Genomic DNA, 22,768 nt, shown 5'->3' on the forward strand with positions numbered 1-22,768 from the left:
TAGAGAGACAACGCGCACGGTGCGCACATCAAGGAGATCGACCATGAAGCTGTTCGGAAAAATGTTGTGGACCGGCGCACTGTCGGCAATGGTGGCACTGAGCGCCTCGGCGCTCGCCGATACGAAGCCCACGCTGAAGATCGGTTACGTCGAAGGCTGGGACGACAGCGTCGCGACGTCGAACGTCGCGGCACGCGTGATCGAGAAGAAGCTCGGTTACCAGGTCCAGCTCGTGCCGGTCGCTGCCGGGATCATGTGGCAGGGTGTCGCGCGCGGCGATCTCGACGCGACGCTGTCCGCGTGGCTGCCGGTCACGCACGGCTCGTACTGGGATGAATACAAGGCCAAGGTCGTCGACCTCGGCGCGAATTTCCCGGATGCAAAGATCGGCCTGATCGTGCCTGCATACGTGAAGGCGAAGAGCATCGACGACCTGAACGCGGAGAAGGGCAGCTTCGGCGGCCGGATCGTCGGCATCGATGCAGGCGCCGGCGTGATGCGCAAGACCGACGATGCGATCAAGAGCTACGGGCTGAACTACACGCTGATGCCGAGCTCGGGCAGTGCGATGACGGCCGAGCTGTCGCGTTCGGTCAATGCGAACAAGCCGGTCATCGTGACGGGCTGGGCGCCGCACTGGATGTTCGCGAAGTGGAAGCTGCGCTTCCTCGAGGATCCGAAGAAGGTGTTCGGCGGCGCCGAGCACGTCGACAGCGTCGTCAATCCGGCGCTCGAAACCAAAGCCAAGCCGGTCGTCGCGTTCCTGAAAAAATTCCAGTGGAAGCCGGGTGAAATCGACAGCGTGATGCTGGCGATCCAGAACGGCTCGAAGCCCGATGCGGCCGCCGATGCGTGGATCGCCGCGCACGCGGATCGCGTGAATGCGTGGACGGAAGGCGCGCAGTAAGCCAGAGATGAATCACCTCGATAAATAGATAAAGAGACAGTCCGGGATGGGTTGGCAGGAGTGCGAAATAATGACACTGCGACACGGCCTTATCCCGGAATAATTTTTTTGATTCTGCAAAAAAGCCCGTAAATTGTTACACTACGGCCCTTGTGCGGAGTCATCACAGGAGGAATTGGATGAGTCAGGCAGGACTGCGTGCGAACCGCACCAGTGATGTTGAGGCAACCATCTCACATGATTCGACGGGCCACACGCTGCATCGTGGCCTGACTTGGAAAGACGCTTTTTGGGTAACGAGCGGCGTGCCGGCAGGCGTGCTGTTCACGATCGGCGGCGTATGCGCGACGATCGGTCAGCCCGCGTGGGCGATCTGGATCGCCGCGATCACGATGGGGCTGGTTCAAAGCGCGACTTATGCGGAAATATCGGGGCTATTTCCCCATAAATCGGGCGGCGCGTCCGTGTATGGCGCGATCGGCTGGGTCCGTTACAGCAAGCTGATTGCCCCGGTTTCCGTGTGGTGCAACTGGCTCGCGTGGTCGCCGATGCTCGCGCTCGGCTGCGGCCTCGCGGCGAGCTATGCGCTCACGAGTCTCTTTCCCGCCGATGCGGCGGTGCTGCACTGGCAGCTCAAGGTTGCGGATCTCGGGTTCATCAAGCCGGGTCTGTCCCTGCGGATCAATGCGACGTTCATCATCGCGACGATCCTGCTTCTCATTACGTTCAAGCTTCAGCACAGCGGTGCATCGAAGGCTGCGCGTACGCAGCGCATTCTCGGCATCGCGTCGCTCACGCCGCTGCTGATCGTCGGCATCGTGCCGTTCGTCACGGGCGACGTGCCGATGTCGAACCTGCTCCCGCTGCTGCCGCTCGGTCACGACGCGCACGGCAATCTCACGGCCGCGACGTTCGGCTCGTGGAACGGGCAGGGCGTCACGATGGCGCTCGGCGCGATGTTCATGGCCGGCTGGGCGTCGTACGGCTTCGAGACGGCCGTCTGCTACACGCGTGAATTCCGCGATCCGCGTCGCGATACCGCCAAGGCGATCTTCTGGTCGGGCGCGCTGTGTCTCGTCGTGATGACGCTCGTGCCACTGGCGTTCCAGGGCGCGCTCGGTACGCAGGCGATGCTCGATCCGTCGATCGGCGACGGCACTGGCGTCGCGGCCGCGATGGCGAAGATCGTCGGCGGCGGTGCATGGGTCGCGAATGCGGTCGTCGTGATGCTGATGTTGTCGATCCTGCTGATCGTGATGACGTCGATGATGGGCTCGTCGCGCACGCTGTACCAGGCATCGGTCGACGGCTGGCTGCCGAAGTACCTGTCGCACGTGAACGAGCACGGCTCGCCCACGCGCGCGATGTGGACCGATCTCGGCTTCAACCTCGTGTTGCTGATGATGTCGGACTACATGACGGTGCTGTCGATCTCGAACGTCTGCTACATGCTGTTCGTATTCCTGAATCTTCAGTCGGGCTGGATCCACCGGATGGATCGCGGCAACTGGGATCGGCCGTTCCGCTGTCCGACGTGGCTGCTCGTCGCCGGCTCGATCTGCGGCTACGCGAACCTCGTGTATGTCGGCGCGGGTGCGAACCTGCAGGGCGACGGCACGCTGCGCAACGGCTTGATCGCGATGCTGCTGATCGTGCCGGTGTTCCTGTTCCGCCATTACTGGCAGGATCGCGGCCGTTTCCCCGCGCAGATGCAGCGCGACATGGAGCTCGAAGTGCCGAAGCGCGCGATGTGGCTGAACCTGATGCCCTATGCGGCGCTGATCGGCGCGGGGTTGACGATCTGGTTGTCGTATTACTTTGCCTGGGTGAAGTGAGCACTTAACCCTGGCTCGTCGCGCGAGGCCCCGGAAACCGCACACGGGGTCATCGCGCGGCGGATCAGGTGCGTTGCCCGGTCATCAGGCCGCCGATGTCGCGGCGGCCGCTTCCAACGACGGCACGCGTGTTCCGTTCATCGGGAAATTTCACGCTCGCCTGTTCTGTCGCCGTTTTCCTCGGCGCGATTCCCTTTCCGCGTCATACGCTTTCCCGTCGCCGCTTCGCTCGACCGACCGTCGGAACAACCGGCCGTCGGAACAACCGGTCGCGATGGTATCCGGGCCGGGATTCGCACCTCGGCGCGAAAACCGTGCCGTTTCGTATCGATATCCGCTACCCGCGCGCATCGCGGCGGCCCGCCCGGGCACGCGAAGACTGAACCGCCATTCGCTTGAGCTACACTTCCACTCCGACGTGATATCCCCTACAGTGGCGGTGCCTCGGGCCGATGGCCTGTCGGGGCAGAACCTGAGACGGAAAGGAATAGAAAATGAGTTTTGCTCCGAATGGCGGCCTCCCGGGCGGCCTCGGCGGCAGCCCTTTGGGTTCGTTGAGCGCGCTCGGCGGCCTGATCGGGCCTGCGGCATCGACTATCGCAGGAAACCTGGGGCCGCTGGCCGGCGTAGCCGGCCATGTCGACACGGTCCAGCGTGCGCTGCAACTCGCGCAAACAGGTTTCTCCCTGATGGAGAAGACGCCCACCGCGGTCGCCCAGGCATTGAACGACGCCGCCGGCGGTGTCGCGCGCCTGACCCAGCTCAACCGCTACGCGACGATCGAGACGCCGCTCGGGCCCGATGTCCTGCTGGTCAGTGCGGCGATCGTTGACGAGTACGTGAATCGGTTGCCGGAGATCCATCTGGATCTGCTCTCGCACCGTCACAGTCTGACGCCGGAGCAATTGATCGGGCAGCCGGTGCGGCTCAAGTTCGATCAACAGTCGCGGATGCTGTCGCTGGAACGATTGACCGCGTCGAATGCCGGCGAAGAGTCTCGCTACTTCGACGGTTACGTGTCGTCGTTCGATCGCGTCGGCAATCCCGGCAAGGTGACGCAATACCAGATGACCGTGGTGCCGTGGTTCTGGTTTCTGACGCGCTCGACCGACTGCCGGATCTTCCAGAACAAGACCGCGCAGGACATCTTGCGCGAGATTTTCCAGGAGCACGGCTTCGCGGATTTCTCGTTCGATCTTCACACCGAGCAAAAGCCGCTCGAGTACGTCGTGATGTACCAGGAGTCCTACTTCAATTTCTGCGCGCGCCTGATGGAGCAGGAAGGCCTGGTCTGGACGCACCGTTATGAGAAGGACAAGCACGTCCTCGTGATCGGGGACGGCAATCTCGTCTTCAGGCCGATCGACGGTCTCGCGTCGATGCCGTTCTCGAGCACCGAATCGAGCGAACTCAACGGGATCGACCGGCTCGACGAGGGGCGGCGTTTCGGCGTCGGCAAGATTACCTACCAGGATTTCAATCATCAGCAGCCTTCGTCGCCACTGATGCGGGTCGAGGCCGGCCCGCAGCATCTCGATCATGCGAGGCTCGCGACCACCGAGCGGTTCGAGCACCAGTCGCTCTACGATCATGGAGACGACGGCAATCGCTACGCGCGTTATGCGATGGAGGCGGAGGAAGCCATCTCGCATCGCTATCTCGGTAGCGGCTACGCATGGAAGATGACCACGTCGGGCCAGGTCAAGGTCGTCGATCATCCGGTGCAGACGAACAATCAGGACTACGCGATCCTGCATGTGCGGCACGAGGCGGTGAACGATTACACGCAGAATTCCGCGCAGTTGCCGTACCGGAACAGCTTCGTGCTGTTGCCGATGAAGATTCCGTTCCGCGCGCCACGCATGACGCCGAAGCCGGTGATTCACGGTACGCAGTCCGCGATAGTCGTCGGCCCGAAGGGCGAGCAGATCCATACGAACGGGAGCTGCGTCAAGCTGCATTTCCTGTGGGACCGCCGCGGCAAGCGCGATGGGGCGGATTCCATGTGGATTCGTGTATCGCAGCCGTGGGCCGGCGATGGCTGGGGCGCGGCCGCCATTCCGCGGATCGGTCAGGAAGTGATCGTCGCATTCAATCAGGGCGACCCGGACAATCCGGTGATCGTCGGCCGCATGTTCAACGGGGAGCAGGGCAATCCTTACCATGGCGCGGCGGGCCAGACCATGGGGATCAAGAGCCAGACGCACAAGGGCGAAGGCTCGAACGAACTGCTGATGAGCGACGTTGCCGGCGCGCAGATGCTGTACATGCATGCGCAGAAGGACATGAACGTCGTCGTCGAGGATGCGCAGATCAACACCGTGCTCAAGGGTGACCGGACGATCCAGGTCGGGAAGGGCAACCAGGCGACGACGGTGGCGGTCGGTAACCTGACGGACGTGGTGTCGCAAGGCAATACGCTCCATCAGACCCCGCAGGGCGTGCACACGATCGAGGCGAAGGAGCTGTGGATCAAGATCGGCGGCAACGGCGGCACGCGGATCCACATGACGGCAGACGCGATCGACATCTACAAGGGCGATTCGGTGATCCATCTCGATACGGCGAACATCAGCATCCAGGCGTCGCGTACCGACATCAATCCGAAGAACGGCTGATACTGAACAGGACAACAACACATGTACCAGATGCATGAGGGCACGCTGGCGCTGCCGGTCGAATGGCAAGACAAGACGATGAACGTATTCGTGTCGGCAGCGACCGGCACCGAGGGTGTCAGCCTGGTGATTACGCGCGAGCGGCTGCCCTGGGGGATGAAGTTCGACGAGTACGTGGCGAGCGAGATTCGCAAGATCGCGAAGAAGGTGCCCGAATACGCGGAAGTGTCGAGTGCGAAGGCGACCGTCTCGGGCCGCGACGCACACGTTCATGAATTCACGTGGACCAACAACCACGCGTCGATTCATCAGCAATTGACGATGGTCGAGTACGGACAGGTCGCGATGATGCTGACCTTCACCGCACCGGGTGCGCTGAGCGACACGCAGCGTGAGCAGGTCAGTGCGGTGATCCAGAGCCTGCAGTTGCGCGACCCGAATTGACGGACTCCTGACCATGTCGGACACGCCTGTATACGACGAGCCGAGCGGTAGCGCTGCGGAACGCCTGGAGCGTCTCGGCCATCTGGAAGATGGCGAGGCGGCCAAGGCCGCCGAGCAACCGTTCTACGAGAACGTCAACAATGTCATGCTCGGCGGCGACGTCGGCTGGGCGACGGCCAGCGTCCTCGATGCGGGGATCACCGCGGGTGCATCGGGGTCGGCGATCGCCGGTGCGCTCGCGGTCGAACTCGCGCCGGTCGCGATCGCGATCGGCGGCGCGTGGGCACTGGACAAGCTCGGTGTCACGGGAGCGATGTCGCGAGGTTTCGTGTCGATCGGCGACGAGCTCGGTCTCACGATCGGCCATGGCGATCCGCATCCTGCCTGTGTCGGCGATGCGGTTGCCCACTCGATGGGCGCATGGGGCCTTTTCGGCGGCCTGCTGGTGGGCGTCGCGGTCGGGGCGATCGTCGCTGCGGCGGTGGTGGCAACGGTCGCGACCGGCGGGCTCGCGGGCGCGGTGATCGTCGGCGCGTGCATGGCGGGCGGCCTCAGCCTCGGCAGCGCACTGGCGTCCGCCAGCCAGCAGATGGGCAGCGACTGCGGACAGATCCTGACCGGCTCACACGACGTGTACTTCGAGGGCCGCCAGGTTGCGCGCGTCACCGATCTCGTCAAGTGCGACCAGCACTCGGGCGTGCCGCAACCGCTCGTCGAAGGCAGCCGGACCGTGTTCGTGAACGACCTGCCGCTTGTGCGGATCGGCCACGAAACGCACTGCAGCGCGAAGGTCAATGCTGGTCGCAACAGTATCTGGATCGACAAGACGACCGCGCAGTATGGTCCGAAAAATCCCGAGCTGACGGCCGCCGAGGAGTTTTGGGCGAGCCTGCTCGGCGCGCTGGCGGGTGGTGCGATTGGGCGGACCATCGGTAAGGGATTCAAGCCGAAATCGACCGAATCGGCCGAGCAGGGTGGTGTGAAGGATACGCTGAGCAAGTGCGTGAACGACCCGGTCGACGTCGCCACCGGCGAAGTGCTGGAGGTACGTGTCGATCTGGCGATTCCGGGTGTGCTACCGCTCGAGCTCAAGCGTCGCTACCGGACCCGCTCGGACGATCGCGGGCTGCTCGGGCGCCGCTGGTCGGACAACTGGTCGCAGTGCCTGACGCTCGACGATGGCCGCTTCGTGCGATTCCATGACGGCGCCGGCCTCGCGATCGGCTTTGATGCGCCGGACACGGCGCTCGACGGCATCAACCTGCGCGAGCCGCGTTATCGGCTGATCGGCAGCCGGTTCGAGCCGCGCCTGCTGGATCGCGACACGCGGCAATTGCGCATTTTCTCGCCGCTGGTCGAAGGCGGGTCGTCCCGCCTCGAGCGGATCGAGGATCTCGACGGCAATGCAATCGGCTTCTCGTACGATGCCGCCGGGCGCCTGAGCGGACTGACCCATAGCGACGGCTATCGGCTGGAGGTCGTCTATCACGGCCGGGACCGTCAGCCGGAGCGAATCGTGCTTCACGATCCGGACGACGGCGCTCGCACGCTCGTGGACTACGGCTATCAGGACGGCATGCTGGCTCGCGTGGCGAGCTTTCAGTCCGGCCAGTTCCAATACGCCTACGACGAGCACGGCTGGATGACCCAGTGGCGGGATACGGACCAGACCGATGTCCGCTATCGGTACGACACCGCCGGGCGCGTGGTCGAGACCGGTACCCGGCAGGGCTACCACACCGGCCGGTTCGTCTACGAGGCCGATCGCACGCGCGTGTTCGATGCCGACGGCGAGTGGATCTACGCCTATAACGGCGAAGGTCTCGTGACGGCCGAAACCGATCCGCTCGGCCATTGCACGCGCTCCGAATGGGAGCTGGGCCGGCTGATGGCGCGGATCGATCCGCTGGGGCGCCGGACCGACTACCGCTATGACGATATCGGGCAACTGGTGTCGATCACGGAAAGCTCGGGGCGAGCGATCGACCTCGGGTACGACGAGCGGCATCTCACGACGGTCGGCCTGCCGACCGGCGGCCGGATCACGCTCGAGTACGATCATCTGCACCGCTTGATTGCGCGAACCGAGCCGGACGGCGCCAAAACGCAGTATCGCTACGGTTCCCGCGGCGAACTGCTGCGCGTGGTTCAGGGGGATCGCGAGACACGGCTCGACTATGACCGGCGACTGCGGCTGACGGATATCGCGTTACCGGGCGGCGCGCGCATTCGGCGCAGGAGTGACGTGCTGGGGCGGGTGCTGGAGGAAACGTCGCCCGATGGGCATACGACCCGCTTCGACTATAGCGACGGCCCGGACAACCCGCGCGGCAAGTTGCGCGCGGTCACGCACGCGGACGGCTCGTCCTCGCGCGCGCAATACAACAGCGAGAGCCTGCTGGTCGGGTTGACCGACCCCCTCGGGCGTACGGTCGGTCGCGCCTACGGTCCGTTCGATCTGCTGGTGGCGTCGACCGACGCGGCCGGGCAGCAGACGCGGTTCGAATACGATCACGCGACGCGCTTGACGAAGGTCGTCAACCCGCTGGGCGATGTCTACACCTATCGCTACGACGCGGCCGGGCGTCTCGCCGACGAGATCGACTGGGGCGGCCGCGTGACCGCGTACCAGCGCGATGCCGCCGGGCGCTTGCTGGCGAAGACGCTGCCCGACGGTGGCCAGTGGCGCTATGCGTACGACGCACAGGACCGGCTGACCGAAGTGGACGCCGGTGACGTGAAGCTCGTCTATCGCTACGACGAATCGGGCCGGCCGGCGTCCGCGGAGGTGCACGGCGAGCAGTCCCATGTGACGCGTTTCGCTTACGACCAGAACGGACGTCTGATCGGCGAGGATCAGCACGGCGAATTGCTGCGGCACGTCTACGACGCCGACGGGCAGCGTCGTCTGAGGATGACGCCGCACCGCGAGACGGCCTACGCATACGACGAACTGGGTGCGCTGACGCAGGTTGGCGGGCTGACGATCCATCGCGACAGCCTGGGACGCGAGACGGGGCGGCAGGCGGGGGAATTCGCCACGCAGCGGCAATACGATGCGCTGGGCCGGATCCGCCGACAGGTCGCCGGCCCTGCCGCGGCGATCGACGCGTTGCAGGCCGACCCGGCACGTGCGCTCGAGCAATTGACGCGACAGGTCTATCACTACGACGCGGCCGGGCAACTGGAGCAGGTCGACACCGACGCCGACACGCTCACCTACCGGCGTGACGTGCGCGGCCAGGTCGTGCAGGCAGACAGTCTGGTGCAGCCGGCCGAGCATTATCGTTACGACGCGGCGATGAACATCGTCGCGCACGGTCGGCAGGCGCCGGTGGACGTTCACCATTACGGCCGCGGCGGCCTGCCGGAACGGATCGGTCATGCGCGCTACCGGTACGACGCACGCGGCCGTACGATCGAAAAGACCGTCGAGCAGCCCGGGTTCCGGCCGAAAACGTGGCAATACACGTGGGACGGCCTCAACCGGCTCGTGAAGGTCGTGACGCCCGAGCGCGGCGTCTGGCTGTATCGCTATGACGCGTTCAACCGCCGGGTCGAGAAGCAGCAGGCGGGCAGTCGCGAAACCGTGAGGTTTCTGTGGGACGGCTCGACCATGGCGGAGCGCTGGGTCGAGCAACGGGACGGCACGACCGGACAGGTGGTGACGTGGCATATCGAGCCGGGCAGCTACTCGCCGCTCGCGCAGGAGACCGACGACGGGCTGTACGCCGTCCTGACGGACCAGGTCGGCCTGCCGACCGAGGTGTTCGACGGACAGGGCCAGTCCGTATGGAAGGCGTCGTACTCGTTGTGGGGCAAGTTGCTGCCGGCCAGACGGGCTGCGAACGACGGCTGCCGCGCGTCGATCGATACGACGCTGCGCTTTCCCGGCCAGTGGGCGGACGACGAGACCGGACTGAACTACAACCTGAACCGGTACTACGATCCGGATTCCGGGCAATATCTGTCCGTCGATCCGATCGGGCTGGCTGGCGGCATTCGGACTCACGGCTATGTGGCCAATCCGACCCAGTGGGTCGACCCTCTCGGCCTTGCCGGGTGTGAATTCCGCGAGTTCCTGAAGGAGAAGTGGGGGAGCAAGAACGTTGCGGACGCGCTGGAGGCGAAACGCAACAATCCGGTGCTGGACAAGTTGCTGACGGACGACGAGTACCTCGCGGTACGCGGCTATACGGCCAACCTGTACGAGGAAATCAACCCGGCATTGCGCGCCGGGAACCCGGGTGAATGGGCGCGGCTGACCGAGGAAGCGACGAACGGTCTGACCAAGCTCGCAGACAATGGGTATGCGCATGTGGGCGACGTCGTGCGCAACGTGCGGTTGACCAATGAACAGGTTGAACAGTTGTTCCCGGTCGGCGGGGTCTTCCAGGACAAGGCCTTCCTGTCGACGACGACCGATCTGGATGGCGTATTCCCGGGCAAGGTAACGATAAACATCACGTCCCGCACGGGTGTTTCGGTCAGCACGCTTTCCGAATATCCTCGGGAAGCGGAGGTATTGTTCAAGCCTGATACCCCGTTCAACGTGCTCGATCGGACGCACGATCCCGCGAACGGTTCATGGAATATCACAATGGAACAGCAGTGATGAGCGACAAGGACGCCGCGTTGTCGGCAGAGCAGAGAGCGGCCGTCGAGCGGGCTGCCGCGCGTGCAGCGCGACGAAGTCAGTATCCCGAAGATATGGGGTTCATGCCGTATTCCGGACGATTCACCAATGCGGATGTGGTGCTCAAGACACCGTGGCTGAGCGAGTATTTCAAGTTCCGGAACCGGAATCCGCTGGCTGACCGTGAAACACTACGGGGCGTTCAGCAGCAGATCGGTGCCGATTGCTCGGATATCATCGATCGATTCCGCGGCGCGATGCTGGGGCTGGCAATCGGCGACGCGCTGGGCACCACCCTCGAATTTTCGCCGCGAGACAGGGCGACGGTCACCGATATCGTCGGTGGCGGTCCCTTTCATCTGAAGCCCGGCGATTGGACCGACGATACGAGCATGGCATGCTGTCTCGCGTACAGTCTTGTCCATTCGCATGGATTCAATCCCGACCATGCGATGCTGGCTTTTTCCTACTGGTATCGGTTCGGCGCATACAGCCCGACGGGGGAGTGCTTCGATATCGGCGGCACCACGCGGGCCGCGCTCGATCGTTATTTGAAAACGGGGAATGCGTTTTCTGGCGATACGCATCCGAATTCGGCCGGGAACGGCTCGCTGATGCGGCTGGCTCCCGTCGTGCTGTTCTATGCGAGCGACTTCGACAAGGCCGTGCACTTCGCGGCCGAAAGCTCGCGGCTCACGCATGGCGCGCAGGAAGCGGTCGATGCCTGCCGGTTCTTTGCGGCATTGATGTGGGGGGCGTTCGCGGGGTTTTCGAAAGAGGAGATTCTGAGCGACCGTTTTTCACCGTTGCCGGGGTATTGGGATCAACATCCGCTCGCGCCGGCGGTAGAGCGAATTGCGCGCGGCGCGTACAAGCAAAAGACGCGCGATGAAATCTCATCGTCGGGCTACGTGATCGACACGCTGGAAGCTGCGTTGTGGGCGTTCTATCACAACGACGATTTCGAGTCGGGCATGCTTGCGGCAGTCAATCTCGCGGGTGACGCGGATACCATTGGCGCCGTCTTTGGCCAACTGGCCGGCGCCAGCTACGGCGAGACGCGGATTCCTGTCAGGTGGATCGTCAACACGCACGCCGCACACGGGTTTTATCATTTTGCCGAGGATTTGCTGGCCGCTTCTCGAACGAATCAACCCGGAAGCTGAACGCGCGCCGGGAATCGGATTCTCGTCCGGAGGGGGCGATGCCGTGTTTCAAATGCCAGCGGTTTCCCGTGCCCACGTCGAACTACGATGAGATGGCCGTGAATGAAACCATGCAGTCCGCGCTTTATCGCTGCCGCGCGTGCGGACAGTTGATCCGGACCGGCGCGCTGGAGCGCGCGATTGCGTACCTCTCGCCCGGCGACGCCGCGCAGCAGTTTCCCGGCTTCGATCCGTCGACACGTTGATCGGGCCGGCGTGTCCCATTCCGGAAGTCCGGTCACGCCACCAAGCGTGGCCGCTTGATTTTGGGAATGATCGGTTCTAATATCGGCTTCCATGAGCCCGACCTCGACATCTTCCGGCACCCGTGACAGGGGGCGCCCACGTGAATTCGACACCGACGAGGTGATCGACGCGGCAGCACGCGTGTTCTGGGAGCAGGGGTATCACGCGACGTCGATCGACGCGTTGTGCGAGGCGACCGGCGTCTTTCGCGGCAGCCTGTACCGTACGTTCGGCGACAAGCACGGGTTGCTGGTCGCCGCGTTCGACCGTTACGCGGAAGGCGCGATCGCACGGCTCAAGGAGCGTCTCGCGGCGGATCTGCCGCCGCGGCAGGCACTTCGGGATGCGCTGCTGTACTACACGGAAATCGGTGTGCGGCTATCGGAGCGGCGCGGCTGCTTCATCACGAATTCGGCCGTCGAACTCCTGCCCGGCGACGACGCACTGCGCCCGTACATCGAGTCGACCCTGTTGCGCATCGGCACGCAATTCAGCCTGGCCATCGCGCGCGGCCAGCAGTCGGGCGATTTCGACCGGAATCTCGATCCGGAAGAGGTGGGCCGGTTCCTGCTGTGCGTGATCCAGGGGATGCGCGTGCTGGGCAAGTCGAGCGCGTCGGAGGCGGAACTGGCATCGATCGTCGAGATCGCCATGCGGGCGCTGACCTGATTTTTTTTGATTATTTTGAGAACGATCGGTTTCAAATGTCGGGAGGTATTCCGGGTGCCCGCATCGAGACCGTGAAGGGCAGGCAACGACAGCAACGAAGTTGATGTGACACGGCCGCTGCGCGCAGCCGCACCGGCATCATTGTTCAATTAATTTGGGAATGATCAGTCATGAATGATGCAGCACTCGCAACGCCCGCCGCGAACGCGTACGGGAAAGGCGTCGTGGCATGTGTGACCGCGACGATCCTGATTGGCGTGATGTTTCCGGTGATGACCGATGCGTTGCGGTACATCGATCCCTTTACGTTCACGTCGCTGCGCTATCTGATCGCCGGCATCGGTTTCGTCGCGTTGCTGCGGCTCGTCGAAGGGCCCGGTGCGTTCCGTTCGGCCGGCGAGCCCGTGGCACTCGCGTGGTTGCTCGGCTCCGTCGGCTTTTGCGGATTCGGGTCGTTCGTGTTCCTGGGCCAGCAACTGGCCGGCGACGAAGGGGCACTGACCGCGTCGATCATGATGGCCACGCAGCCAATGATGGGGCTGCTGCTCAACGCACTGGTGCGGCGGGTCGCGCCCGCGCCGGTGTCGGTGCTGTTCGTCGTGCTGTCCTTTGCCGGCGTGGCCCTCGTCATCACGAGCGGGGACGTGATTGCCGCGCTGCACGAGCCGCAGCACTATGCGGCCAACGCGCTGATCATCGTCGGCGCGTTGTGCTGGGTCGTCTATACGTTCGGCGCGGCGCGCTTCACCCGCTGGTCGGCATTGAAATACACGACCTTCACGACCTGGCTCGGACTGACCACGATCGTCGCGGTCAATCTGCTGCTGGTGGTCACGCACCGGATCGCGGCACCGTCACTCGCCGCGGTACACGCGGTCCTGCCGCATCTCATGTACATGGGGCCGGTGGCCGGCTTCGGCGCGATCCTGCTCTGGATGACGGGCAACCGGATTCTCGGGCCGATGAACGGTGTGCTGTTCATGGACATCGTGCCCATCACGGCCTTCGCCGTTTCCGCGTTCACGGGCGTCGTGCCCAATCGTGCGCAGATCGCAGGCGCCGCGCTGACGGGCGCGGCGCTGATCCTGAACAACCTGTACCTGCGGCGCAGGGCGCGTCGCATCGGCACGACGCCCGCGCGCGTGCCGTCGGCATCCACATGAGCGTCGCGCTCTGCGTGCGTTACGAAAACACCACCGTCCGATCCCCGTTCAGAAACACGCGCCGCTCGATGAACGCCTTCACCGCGCGCGCCAGCGTGAGCGACTCGACATCGCGCCCCACCGCGAGCAGTTGCTCCGGGCGCAACGCGTGATCGACGCGCTCGACGACCTGCTCGATGATCGGGCCTTCGTCCAGATCGTCGGTGACGAAGTGCGCGGTCGCGCCGATCAGCTTCACGCCGCGCGCATGCGCCTGGTGATACGGCTTCGCGCCCTTGAAGCCGGGCAGGAACGAATGATGGATGTTGATCGCGCGGTTCGCGAGCTTCGCGCTCGTCTCCTGCGAGAGCACCTGCATGTAGCGCGCGAGGATCACGAGCTCGGCGCCGCTCGACTCGAAGAAGTCGAGCCACTGCGCTTCCTGCTGCGCCTTCGTATCGGCCGTGATCGGGAAGTGGCGGAACGGCAGCCCGTGCTGCGCGGCGAGCGGCTCGAAGTCGGGATGGTTCGACACGATGCCGACGATGTCCATCTTCAGCTCGCCCATCCGCCAGCGGAACAGCAGGTCCGCGAGGCAATGCTCGAGCTTCGACACCATGATCAGCACCTTCGGCCGTGCGTTCACGTCGTGGATCGCCCACTGCATGTCGCCCTGCTCGCCGCCGAGGCTGGCCGCGATCGGCGCGAATTCGTGGCGCAGTGCATCGATCTGCAGCGTTTCATCCGTCGGATGAAAGACGCAGCGCACGAAGAAGCGGGTGCTGAGGTCGTCGTCGAACACGTTCAGCGCATCGACATAGCAGCGATGGCGATCGAGAAAGCCGACGACGGCGGCGACCTGGCCGGCCGCGCTCGGGCACGACAGTGTCAGGACGAATTGATCGGGGCGGTGCTCGGCGGTCATGAGACTCCTCGGATGGCATGGGCGCACGGCCGTGCGGCGGCGCACGAAAGTGCCGCGCCGCGCGGGTAGCGGGAGGCTCAAGTAAATCAGGACGATTTTGGGGCGGATAGAACCAACGCGCCGTGTGGCTGGTATCGGTGCGCCAGCGCGCGGGGGCGGGCAGGGGGCGTCACGCGCTCGCGCACGCGTCGAGCAGCCAGCGCCGGAACACGTGGGTCGCGTCCGGTTCGGGCCGCTGCGGCGGCCGCACCAGGAAGTAGCCGCGCGACGTGACGACCGGCGCGTCGACGAGCTTCACGAGCTGCCCGGACGCGACGAGTTCGTCGACCAGCGGCGACCAGCCGAGCGCAACGCCTTCGCCGAGCAGTGCCGCATGGATCACGAGCGCGTAGCTGTTGAAGGTCACGCCGCGCGCGGCGGCGGCCGTATCGAGCCCGTGCGCGTCGAACCAGCCGGACCACGACAGCCAGCGCTCGGGGCGAGTCGGCTGCACGTGCAGCAGCGGCATCGCGAGCAGGTGCTCGGCCCGCGCGACGTGCGGGTGCGCGTCGCGGAACGCGGGCGAGCACACGGGCGTGACCGATTCCGGAAAGAGGCGGGCGGCCGTGCACGACGGCCAGTGGCCGTCGCCGAACAGGATCGCGATGTCGCCGTGGTCGCGCTGCGCGTCGTAATCCTGTGACGTGACGACGCGCACATCGACATCCGGCATCACACGCTTCAGCCCGGCCAGGCGCGGCATCAGCCAGTAGGTCGCGAAGCCGAAGTCGGTGACGATCGTGAGCGCGCCATGCTCGCGGCGCGCACGCAGGGTCGCGGTCGCGCCGCGCAGCGTGTCGAGGCTCAGCCGCACGGCTTCGTACAGGCACTGGCCGTCGGCCGTCAGCGTGACGCCGCGCGGGCTGCGCTCGAACAGCGGCACGCCCAGTTCGGCCTCGAGCTGGAACACCTGCTGGCTCACGGCCGGCTGGGTGGAGCCGAGTTCGCGCGCGGCGGCCGTGAAGCTCGCGAGCCGGGCGGCCGATTCGAACGCGCGCAGCGCCTGCATCGACGGTAACGGTTCGGATTTCGACATAAGTCTCTCTAATGGCCCCATAAGGGCCGGACGCCTTCCCGCGCGAATTCGGGCGGGCGATAGTGCATCGGACGGTACGGCACACGCGCTTCGCATCCCGCTTCAGGGCCGCCGCGCAAGGCATTCCGCGATTCTAGCCAGTCGCGGGCCGCACGTGCGGCACTTTCTTCGTGCTGCTTCCGTCATGCCGGACGTCTCGCCGCGCGAGCGGCGCGCCGTTCCATTCGAACACCGTTTTCCCCACGACTGCCGATGACGAACCCGACACCCAACATCCTGATCCTGATGGCCGACCAGCTCACGCCGTTCGCGCTGCCGGCCTATGGCAATCGCGTCGCGCGCACGCCGACGCTGGACCGTCTCGCCGCGCAAGGCGTCGTATTCGATGCCGCGTATTGCGCGAGCCCGCTGTGCGCGCCGTCGCGTTTCTCGCTGCTGACCGGCAAGCTGCCGTCGGGGATCGGCGCCTACGATAACGCCGCCGAATTACCGGCGCAAACGCTGACGTTCGCGCACTACCTGCGCGCGGGCGGCTATCGGACGATGCTGTCCGGCAAGATGCATTTCTGCGGGCCCGATCAGCTGCACGGCTTCGAGGAGCGGCTCACGACCGACATCTATCCGGCCGATTTCGGCTGGGTGCCCGACTGGGACAGCCCGACCGAGCGGCCGAGCTGGTATCACAACATGAGTTCGGTGCTGGAGGCTGGCCCGTGCGTGCGCACGAACCAGCTCGATTTCGACGACGAGGTCACGTTCGCCGCGAAACAGAAGCTGTACGACGTCGCGCGCGAGCGTGCGGCCGGGCACGATGCGCGGCCGTTCTGCATGGTCGTGTCGCTGACCCATCCGCACGACCCGTATGCAATCACGCGCGAATACTGGGATCAATACAGCGACGACGAGATCGACCTGCCGGCCGTGCGGCTCGACGCGGCGCAAAGCGATCCGCATTCGCAGCGGCTGCGCTTCGTCTGCGAGAACGACCGCACGCCGCCCACCGACGCACAGATCCGCGCCGCGCGCCGCGCCTACTACGGCGCGACGTCCTACGTCGACACGCAGTTCGGCAGCGTGCTGGCCGCGCTCGAACAATGCGGATTCGCCGACGACACGATCGTGATCGTCACGTCCGACCACGGCGACATGCTCGGCGAACGCGGGCTCTGGTACAAGATGACGTTCTTCGAAGGCGGCTGCCGCGTGCCGCTGATCGTCCATGCGCCGGGCCGCTTCGGTGCCGCGCGCGTGCGCGGGCCCGTGTCGCACGTCGACCTGCTGCCGACCCTGGTCGACCTGGCCGGCGCCGCACCGGCCGGCGGCTGGCCCGACCCGGTCGATGGCGCGAGCCTCGTGCCGCACCTGCACGGCACGCCCGCACACGACGTTGCGCTCGGCGAATACCTCGCGGAAGGCGCGGTTGCACCGGTCGTGATGATCCGCAGCGGCGACTGGAAGTACGTGCATTGCCCGGCCGATCCCGACCAGCTCTACAACCTCTCCGATGACCCGCGCGAGCTGACGAACCTCGCCGGCACGCCGGAGGCGGCCGACGTGCTCGCCGCGTTCCGCGCGCAAGCTGCGCAGCGCTGGAACCTGCCCGAACTGGACCGGCAGGTGCGCGCGAGCCAGCGGCGCCGGCGCTTCCATTACGCGGCGACGACGCAGGGCCGCATCCAGGCGTGGGACTGGCAGCCGTTCACCGACGCGAGCCAGCGCTACATGCGCAATCACATCGAACTCGACACGCTCGAGGCGATGGCGCGTTTTCCGCGCGTCGGGCGCTGAGCGTCCCGGATCGCGATCACTGACGAACGACGGAGGAAGCGGACGATGGAACGGCAATGCAATGCAGCAATCCGGATCGGCGCGGCGCTCGCCGCGGCCGCGTGCGTGATGACGACGCAGGCCGCGCACGCGGCCGACCCGCAGACGTGCAGCGACGTGAAGATGGCGGCGCCCGGCTGGACCGACATCGATGCGACGAACGCGATGGCGGGTGTCGTGCTGAAGGCGCTCGGCTACCGGCAGGACGTGGCGAACCTGTCGGTGCCGATCACGTACCAGGGGCTCAAGAAAGGGCAGGTCGACGTGTTCCTCGGCAACTGGATGCCCGCGCAGGCGCCGCTCGTGAAGCCGTTCGTCGACGAGAAATCGATCGACGTGCTGCACGCGAACCTGAGCGGCGCGAAGTTCACGCTCGCGGTGCCCGATTATGTGGCGGCCGCCGGCGTGCATACGTTCGCCGATCTCGCGCGCTACGCGGACCGCTTCGGCGGCAAGATCTACGGGATCGAGCCCGGCGCGCCCGCGAACCAGAACATCAAGCGGCTGCTGTCCGACCATGCGCTCGGCCCGGCGAACTGGTCGCTCGTCGAATCGAGCGAGACGGGCATGCTCACGCAGGTCGAGCGCGCGGTGCGCGACAAGCGCTGGATCGTGTTTCTCGCGTGGGAGCCGCATCTGATGAACACGAAGTTCCACCTGACCTACCTGTCGGGCGGCGATGCGTATTTCGGCCCGAACTACGGCGGCGCGACGGTCAATACGGTCACGCGCGCCGGGTTCGCCGGCCAGTGCACGAACCTCGCGCGGTTGTTCCGGCAGATGACGTTTTCCGTTGACGTCGAGAACCGGATGATCGCCGACATGCTCGACCACAAGACGTCGCCCGCGCTCGCGGCGCAGCATGCGCTGAAAGCCGACCCGGCGCTGGTGGCCGGCTGGCTGGACGGCGTGACGACAGCGGCCGGCGCACCGGGCCTGCCGGCCGTGCGCGCGGCCCTCGACGGTCACTGATTCCCGCCCTCGCGGCGGCCGGTTTTTACCGTGCCGCCCGTCTACGTGTTTTCCCGACCAGTCGCATCGTGACCATTTGGTGTCGCCTTCAGACGGGTGGCGCGAAATATGGGTTTGTATTTTTCGCCAATGGCTGCGTTATTGCGGAAAACGAAATACCAAAGCCAGCTGGCGTACCGAATTTGAATCCACCGGCGCATCGCAGCGCGCGCCGGGACGAGGTTCTTTCCATCGAACGGTTCAGGGAGGGTGGTCGATAATGAAGCATACGAAAGTTGCCGTAGCCGCCGCGCTTGCATGCGCGGCCTGTGTACCTGCTATCGGGCATGCGCAGAGCAGTGTGACGCTGTACGGGATTCTCGACGCGGGCATCACGTACGTGAACAACACGGGCGGCTCGCACGTGGTCAAGTTCGACGACGGCGTCGCGTACGGGAACCGTTTCGGCCTCAAGGGCACGGAAGATCTCGGTGGCGGCCTGAAGGCCGTGTTCACCCTCGAGAGCGGCTTCCGCCTCGGCACCGGGCAGCTCGGCTTCGGCGGCTCGGAATTCGGCCGCCAGGCGTATGTCGGCCTGCAGAACGACTGGGGCACGCTGTCGTTCGGTAACCAGCTCGACATCACGAACGAACTCGTATCGATCTACAACATCTCCGCGTGGGGTAGCGGCTATGCGATCCACCAGGGCGACTTCGACCGCTTCAACGGCGACCGCCTGCCGAACTCGGTGAAGTTCCTGTCGAACGACCTCAGTGGCTTCAAGTTCGGTGCGATGTACTCGTTCGGCAACGTCGCGGGCAACTTCCATCGCAACAGCGCATGGAGCGCGGGTGCGAGCTTCACGAAGGGCGACTTTTCGATCGGTGCCGCGTACACGCGCCTGAACAACCCGAACGGCATCTATGCGTTCGACCCGTACGCGATGATCGGCACGCATACGTTCCTCGGCCAGCAGACCGTCACCGTCGATCCGGCGACCGGCGCACGCACCGACCTGTTTGCGAACACGCCGATGAATGTCGACAGCCAGGGCACCTTCGGCATCGGCACGAGCTACACGATCGGCAAGCTGACGCTCGACGGCAACTTCTCGTACACGACGATCAAGGGCTTCGGCCAGTCGTCGCACATGCAGGTCTATGAAGGCGGCGGCTCGTACCAGTTCACGCCGGCATTGAGCCTGATCGCCGGCTACCAGCACACGCGCTTCGAAGGCCATCACTGGAACCAGGGCACGGCGGGCCTGCACTACATGCTGTCGAAGCGCACGGACGTGTACCTCTCCGGCGATTACCTGCGCGCGTCGCAAGGTGTGGATGCGGTGGTCGGCTACAGCTTCACGCCGTCGACGACGCAGACGCAGGCCGACGTGCGGATCGGGATGCGGCATTCGTTCTGAGCAGTGTTGTGTGGGGTAGTGACGTCTTCAGCGAGAGGTCTCTCTTTGGCGCGAACCGAGGTTCGCGCTTTTTTTTTGCCCGGTGTAATCGGGCATGAGATCCGTCGGGCCAGTGCCGGCCGCGTGGCCACTGCCCCGGGATCGTCGCCGGGAACGACGGCTCGACGGTGTTGACCATTGCCGTCTATAGGCGTTAGCATCGTCCGCATGCTTGAGCGCACCATTTCCCCCTTCTCGATGATCCGCGCATGTTGTCAGAACATGCCTGGGGGAAGTTGCGTCTAGCGAACTCGCTAAACATTCAAGCAATCGCCTTCCGGCCGCCTGTGATGCAAAACAGGCGGCCTTTTTGTTTTTGGGCCGACCCTTTCCGGACGGAGAAACTCGATGCCGCTTGCGCTGTATGACACCTGGTCGCGTACCGTGCGCCCGTTTACGCCGATCCATCCCGGGCAGGTCGGCATGTATTGCTGCGGCCCCACGGTCTACGACGACGCCCATATCGGCAACCTGAGAACCTACGTGTTCGAGGATCTCCTGCGTCGCGTGCTGGCGCGCAACGGATACGCGGTCCGGCACGTCGTCAATATCACCGACGTCGGCCACCTGACTTCGGATGCGGACGAAGGCGAAGACAAGATGGAGAAGGGGAGCCGTCGAACCGGTGAATCGGCGTGGGAGATCGCCCGGCGCTACACCGAGGCTTTCGTCCGGGACTGGCGCGCGCTCCACCTGCTCGAGCCGACGGTCTGGTGCCGTGCCACCGACCACATCGCCGAACAGATCGCGTTCATCGAGACGCTCGACCGGGCCGGCTACGTCTATCGGACGGACGATGGCCTCTACTTCGACACCAGTCGGCAGGATGACTACGGTTATCTCGCGCGGCTGGACCGCACCGGGCTGCAGGCGGGCAAGCGGGTAGCGTTGGGCGAGAAGCGGAGCATCACGGATTTTGCGTTGTGGAAGTTCAGCCCGACCGACCTCAAGCGGCAAATGGAATGGGACAGCCCGTGGGGGCGCGGCTTCCCGGGCTGGCATATCGAATGCTCGGCGATGTCGGCGAAGTATCTTGGGACCTTGTTCGATATCCATTGCGGCGGCGAGGATCACATCGCCGTGCATCACAGCAACGAGATCGCGCAGACGCGGGCGGCCCACGGCACGCAGCTCGCGAACTACTGGATGCACGGGCACTTTCTGACACGCGATGCCGATGCCGATGCCGATGCCGATGCCGATGCCGATGCGAAGATGTCGAAGTCGAGTGGCGATTTCGTCCGTCTGCAGACCTTGCAGAGCCGGAATGTCGATCCGCTCGCGTACCGTTACCTGTGCCTGACGGCCCACTATCGAAGCAAGCTGCGTTTCTCGTGGGCGTCGCTCGAGGCGGCACAAACCGCGCTGAATCGGCTGCGGCATGTCTATGCGGGCTGGCCGGACGGCGGGCGTGTCGATGCGGATTTTGCTGCGCGATTCGACGCCGAAGTGAACGAGGACCTGAATCTGCCCAGGGCGCTCGCGGTGCTGTGGGATCTGGTCAGGAGCAATCTGCCGCCGGCGACCCTGAAAGCGACCGTGGACAGCTTCGACGCCGTGCTTGGCCTCGGTTTGCGTGAATGGCGGCCGGTTGCGTTCGACGTTCCGGAACGCGTCCGCGTGTTGCTCGATGATCGTGAGCGCGCGAGGGCGGACAAGGACTGGACGCAAGCCGACCGGATTCGGGGGGCGTTGAGCGCCGAGGGCTGGAGAGTCGAGGACACGCCGGGAGGTCAACGTCTGTTCGGCATCACGGTGGGCTCGACCGATACGGGCAGCCCGCCGCGGTGACGCTCGCGGGCCGCCTGCATCAGAAGATCCGATGCCCAAGCCACCATCCGCCGGCCGCGAACAACGCAGCCGCGGGCAGCGTCAGCACCCATGCCCACACGATGTTGCCGGCCACGCCCCAGCGCACGGCCGACAACTTCTGCGTCGCGCCGACACCGACGATCGCGCCGGTGATCGTGTGCGTGGTCGACACCGGAATGCCGAGGAACGACGCGAGGAACAGCGTCATCGCACCGCCGGTTTCCGCACAGAAACCGCCGACCGGCTTGAGCTTCGTGATCTTCTGGCCCATCGTGCGCACGATGCGCCAGCCGCCGAACAGCGTGCCGAGGCCCATCGATAGATAGCACGCGCCGATCACCCACGCCGGCGGCGCATCGGCGGTTGCCGACGCATAGCCCGTCGCGATCAGCAGCATCCAGATGATGCCGATCGTCTTCTGCGCGTCGTTGCCGCCGTGGCCGAGGCTGTACAGCCCGGCCGACAGCAGCTGCAGCCGGCGGAAGCGCCGGTCGACCTTGCTGGGCGCGGTACGGAAATACAGCCACGACACGCCGAGCATGAACAGCGAGCCGAGGATGAAGCCGAGCAGCGGCGAAATGAAGATGAACGCGATGGTCTTCAGCAGCCCGTCGATGTTCAGCGAACTCCAGCCGGACTTCGCGAGCGCGGCGCCGACCAGGCCGCCGATCAGCGCATGCGACGAGCTCGACGGAATCCCGTAGTACCACGTGATCACGTTCCAGCCGATCGCACCGATCAGCGCACCGAACACGACGTAGTGGTCGACGATCTCGGGATCGATCGTGCCTTTACCGACGGTCTGCGCGACTTTCAGGTGGAAGATGAAATACGCGATGACGTTGAACGCCGCCGCGAACACGACGGCCTGCTGGGGTTTCAGCACCCCGGTGGACACGACGGTGGCGATCGAGTTCGCCGCGTCGTGAAAGCCGTTCATGAAGTCGAATACGAGCGCGACGAGCACCAGCGTCGCGACCATCCAGAGGGCGAGTTGTATCGAATGCATTGTGATCC

Annotated in this window: 16 protein-coding genes; 13 read left to right on the forward strand and 3 right to left on the reverse strand. The window is 64.9% G+C overall.

Annotated features, from left to right (window positions below):
* Positions 1 to 43: 43 nt before the first annotated feature.
* The 9 genes from BDO18943_RS03340 to BDO18943_RS03380 all read left to right on the forward strand — a co-directional run bounded on the left by BDO18943_RS03340 (position 44) and on the right by BDO18943_RS03380 (position 13,723).
* Positions 44 to 907: a glycine betaine ABC transporter substrate-binding protein gene (locus tag BDO18943_RS03340; RefSeq protein WP_175021214.1), complete on the forward strand. Its 864-nt coding sequence runs from the start codon at positions 44 to 46 to the stop codon at positions 905 to 907.
* A 179-nt stretch (positions 908 to 1,086) separates the two neighbouring features.
* Positions 1,087 to 2,742: an APC family permease gene (locus tag BDO18943_RS03345; RefSeq protein ID WP_175021215.1), complete on the forward strand. Its 1,656-nt coding sequence runs from the start codon at positions 1,087 to 1,089 to the stop codon at positions 2,740 to 2,742.
* A gap of 494 nt (positions 2,743 to 3,236) precedes the next feature.
* Entirely contained in the window at positions 3,237 to 5,360 is a 2,124-nt protein-coding gene (locus tag BDO18943_RS03350) for a type VI secretion system Vgr family protein (protein WP_175021216.1), read from the forward strand.
* A 21-nt stretch (positions 5,361 to 5,381) separates the two neighbouring features.
* Positions 5,382 to 5,804: a DcrB-related protein gene (locus tag BDO18943_RS03355; RefSeq protein ID WP_089452013.1), complete on the forward strand. Its 423-nt coding sequence runs from the start codon at positions 5,382 to 5,384 to the stop codon at positions 5,802 to 5,804.
* Between the two features lie 13 nt (positions 5,805 to 5,817).
* Positions 5,818 to 10,419, forward strand: coding sequence for an RHS repeat-associated core domain-containing protein (locus tag BDO18943_RS03360; RefSeq protein ID WP_175021217.1), 4,602 nt, complete (start codon positions 5,818 to 5,820; stop codon positions 10,417 to 10,419).
* Complete coding sequence (locus BDO18943_RS03365; protein ID WP_175021218.1) at positions 10,419 to 11,606, forward strand: ADP-ribosylglycohydrolase family protein; 1,188 nt, start codon at positions 10,419 to 10,421, stop codon at positions 11,604 to 11,606. The genes BDO18943_RS03360 and BDO18943_RS03365 overlap by 1 nt, the downstream gene beginning before the upstream one ends.
* A 98-nt stretch (positions 11,607 to 11,704) precedes the next feature.
* On the forward strand, positions 11,705 to 11,851 hold the full coding sequence (locus BDO18943_RS03370) for a hypothetical protein (protein ID WP_175021219.1): 147 nt from the start codon (positions 11,705 to 11,707) through the stop codon (positions 11,849 to 11,851).
* A 91-nt stretch (positions 11,852 to 11,942) separates the two neighbouring features.
* Complete coding sequence (locus tag BDO18943_RS03375; protein WP_175021220.1) at positions 11,943 to 12,560, forward strand: TetR/AcrR family transcriptional regulator; 618 nt, start codon at positions 11,943 to 11,945, stop codon at positions 12,558 to 12,560.
* Positions 12,561 to 12,730: 170 nt separating this feature from the next.
* Positions 12,731 to 13,723 carry a DMT family transporter gene (locus BDO18943_RS03380; protein WP_175021221.1) on the forward strand — a complete coding sequence of 331 codons (993 nt, stop codon included), beginning with the start codon at positions 12,731 to 12,733 and terminating at the stop codon, positions 13,721 to 13,723.
* Positions 13,724 to 13,742: 19 nt separating this feature from the next.
* Here the strand turns inward: BDO18943_RS03380 and purU are convergent, their stop codons facing one another.
* Complete coding sequence (gene purU, locus BDO18943_RS03385; RefSeq protein WP_043180421.1) at positions 13,743 to 14,627, reverse strand: formyltetrahydrofolate deformylase; 885 nt, start codon at positions 14,625 to 14,627, stop codon at positions 13,743 to 13,745.
* A 169-nt stretch (positions 14,628 to 14,796) separates the two neighbouring features.
* Complete coding sequence (locus tag BDO18943_RS03390) at positions 14,797 to 15,702, reverse strand: choline sulfate utilization transcriptional regulator (RefSeq protein WP_041493195.1); 906 nt, start codon at positions 15,700 to 15,702, stop codon at positions 14,797 to 14,799.
* A 252-nt stretch (positions 15,703 to 15,954) separates the two neighbouring features.
* Between BDO18943_RS03390 and betC the strand changes: the two genes are divergently transcribed.
* From betC to cysS, 4 genes are all read left to right on the forward strand, one after another.
* Positions 15,955 to 17,490, forward strand: a complete 1,536-nt coding sequence (gene betC, locus BDO18943_RS03395) for a choline-sulfatase (RefSeq protein ID WP_043180419.1) — start codon at positions 15,955 to 15,957, stop codon at positions 17,488 to 17,490.
* A 45-nt stretch (positions 17,491 to 17,535) separates the two neighbouring features.
* Positions 17,536 to 18,501: a choline ABC transporter substrate-binding protein gene (gene choX / locus BDO18943_RS03400; protein ID WP_043180417.1), complete on the forward strand. Its 966-nt coding sequence runs from the start codon at positions 17,536 to 17,538 to the stop codon at positions 18,499 to 18,501.
* 259 nt (positions 18,502 to 18,760) lie between these two features.
* Entirely contained in the window at positions 18,761 to 19,900 is a 1,140-nt protein-coding gene (locus BDO18943_RS03405; RefSeq protein ID WP_175021222.1) for a porin, read from the forward strand.
* A gap of 387 nt (positions 19,901 to 20,287) precedes the next feature.
* Positions 20,288 to 21,730, forward strand: a complete 1,443-nt coding sequence (cysS, locus tag BDO18943_RS03410) for a cysteine--tRNA ligase (RefSeq protein WP_175021223.1) — start codon at positions 20,288 to 20,290, stop codon at positions 21,728 to 21,730.
* A gap of 19 nt (positions 21,731 to 21,749) precedes the next feature.
* Here cysS and BDO18943_RS03415 read toward each other — a convergent pair whose 3' ends face one another.
* On the reverse strand, positions 21,750 to 22,760 hold the full coding sequence (locus tag BDO18943_RS03415) for an inorganic phosphate transporter (RefSeq protein WP_043180412.1): 1,011 nt from the start codon (positions 22,758 to 22,760) through the stop codon (positions 21,750 to 21,752).
* Positions 22,761 to 22,768: the final 8 nt, after the last annotated feature.

It is taken from the genome of Burkholderia aenigmatica (assembly GCF_902499175.1).
GTDB classification, from domain to species: Bacteria; Pseudomonadota; Gammaproteobacteria; order Burkholderiales; family Burkholderiaceae; genus Burkholderia; species Burkholderia aenigmatica.

Excerpts from the sequence above, each read along its gene's own strand:
- BDO18943_RS03340 (WP_175021214.1), top strand. The coding sequence starts at position 44 with ATGAAGCTGTTCGGAAAAATGTTGTGGACCGGCGCACTGTCGGCAATG.
- BDO18943_RS03345 (WP_175021215.1), top strand. The coding sequence starts at position 1,087 with ATGAGTCAGGCAGGACTGCGTGCGAACCGCACCAGTGATGTTGAGGCA.
- BDO18943_RS03350 (WP_175021216.1), top strand. The coding sequence starts at position 3,237 with ATGAGTTTTGCTCCGAATGGCGGCCTCCCGGGCGGCCTCGGCGGCAGC.
- BDO18943_RS03355 (WP_089452013.1), top strand. The coding sequence starts at position 5,382 with ATGTACCAGATGCATGAGGGCACGCTGGCGCTGCCGGTCGAATGGCAA.
- BDO18943_RS03360 (WP_175021217.1), top strand. The coding sequence starts at position 5,818 with ATGTCGGACACGCCTGTATACGACGAGCCGAGCGGTAGCGCTGCGGAA.
- BDO18943_RS03365 (WP_175021218.1), top strand. The coding sequence starts at position 10,419 with ATGAGCGACAAGGACGCCGCGTTGTCGGCAGAGCAGAGAGCGGCCGTC.
- BDO18943_RS03375 (WP_175021220.1), top strand. The coding sequence starts at position 11,943 with ATGAGCCCGACCTCGACATCTTCCGGCACCCGTGACAGGGGGCGCCCA.
- BDO18943_RS03380 (WP_175021221.1), top strand. The coding sequence starts at position 12,731 with ATGAATGATGCAGCACTCGCAACGCCCGCCGCGAACGCGTACGGGAAA.
- purU (WP_043180421.1), bottom strand. The coding sequence starts at position 14,627 with ATGACCGCCGAGCACCGCCCCGATCAATTCGTCCTGACACTGTCGTGC.
- BDO18943_RS03390 (WP_041493195.1), bottom strand. The coding sequence starts at position 15,702 with ATGTCGAAATCCGAACCGTTACCGTCGATGCAGGCGCTGCGCGCGTTC.
- betC (WP_043180419.1), top strand. The coding sequence starts at position 15,955 with ATGACGAACCCGACACCCAACATCCTGATCCTGATGGCCGACCAGCTC.
- choX (WP_043180417.1), top strand. The coding sequence starts at position 17,536 with ATGGAACGGCAATGCAATGCAGCAATCCGGATCGGCGCGGCGCTCGCC.
- BDO18943_RS03405 (WP_175021222.1), top strand. The coding sequence starts at position 18,761 with ATGAAGCATACGAAAGTTGCCGTAGCCGCCGCGCTTGCATGCGCGGCC.
- cysS (WP_175021223.1), top strand. The coding sequence starts at position 20,288 with ATGCCGCTTGCGCTGTATGACACCTGGTCGCGTACCGTGCGCCCGTTT.
- BDO18943_RS03415 (WP_043180412.1), bottom strand. The coding sequence starts at position 22,760 with ATGCATTCGATACAACTCGCCCTCTGGATGGTCGCGACGCTGGTGCTC.